We start from the raw sequence: 929 nt of genomic DNA, 5'->3' as shown, positions 1-929 counted from the left end.
GAAGAGCTATTGATTATGAGTGAAAGCGACCTTTACGGCGTGATAGAAGCTTAGTACCGGTTAGCCGGTTCAGAGAATTATTTTAAAAGTGCCTAACTAAATAGGCAAACAGTTTAAGTAGGAAAAGTATATGAGCGCTAAAGACGTTAAATTTGGTGATTCGGCTCGTCAAGGCATGTTGGCCGGTGTAAACATTCTAGCAGATGCAGTAAAGGTAACTTTGGGCCCTAAAGGTCGTAACGTTGTATTAGACAAATCTTTTGGTGCACCGACGGTGACTAAAGATGGTGTGTCTGTTGCGAAAGAAATCGAGCTTAAAGACAAGTTCGAAAACATGGGTGCGCAGATGGTAAAAGAAGTTGCATCACAAACTAATGATGCTGCGGGTGATGGAACAACGACTGCAACAGTTTTGGCTCAGTCTATCGTTAACGAAGGTTTGAAGGCTGTTGCTGCGGGTATGAACCCAATGGACCTGAAACGTGGCATCGACAAAGGTGTGCAAGTTGCAGTTCAAGCGGTTAAAGGCTTTGCTCGTCCATGTGAAGATACTAAAGCGATTGCTCAAGTAGGCACAATCTCAGCAAACAGCGATAGCTCTGTTGGTAGCATCATTGCTGAAGCGATGGAAAAAGTAGGTAAAGAAGGTGTTATCACTGTTGAAGAAGGTAGTGGCTTCGAAGATGAGCTAGCCGTTGTTGAAGGTATGCAGTTCGATCGTGGTTACTTATCACCTTACTTTATCAACAATCAGGACAATATGAGTGCAGAGCTTGAGAGCCCATTTATATTATTGGTTGATAAGAAGGTTTCTAACATTCGTGAGCTACTTCCTGTACTGGAAAGTGTTGCTAAAGCAAGCAAGCCATTATTGATCATTGCTGAAGATATCGAAGGCGAAGCGCTAGCGACTCTAGTTGTAAACAACA

At 42.9% G+C, this 929-nt stretch carries 1 protein-coding gene; it reads left to right on the top strand.

Annotated features, from left to right (window positions below; genetic code table 11):
- Positions 1–130 precede the first annotated feature (130 nt).
- The coding region (gene groEL, locus A3729_RS20070; RefSeq protein ID WP_156498039.1) for a chaperonin GroEL at positions 131–929 on the top strand (799 nt) is incomplete at its 3' end.

The sequence above is a fragment of the Oleiphilus sp. HI0043 genome, from assembly GCF_001634935.1.
Note: the sequence above shows the minus strand (reverse complement) of the source record. Positions and strands in the feature narration are given on the sequence as shown.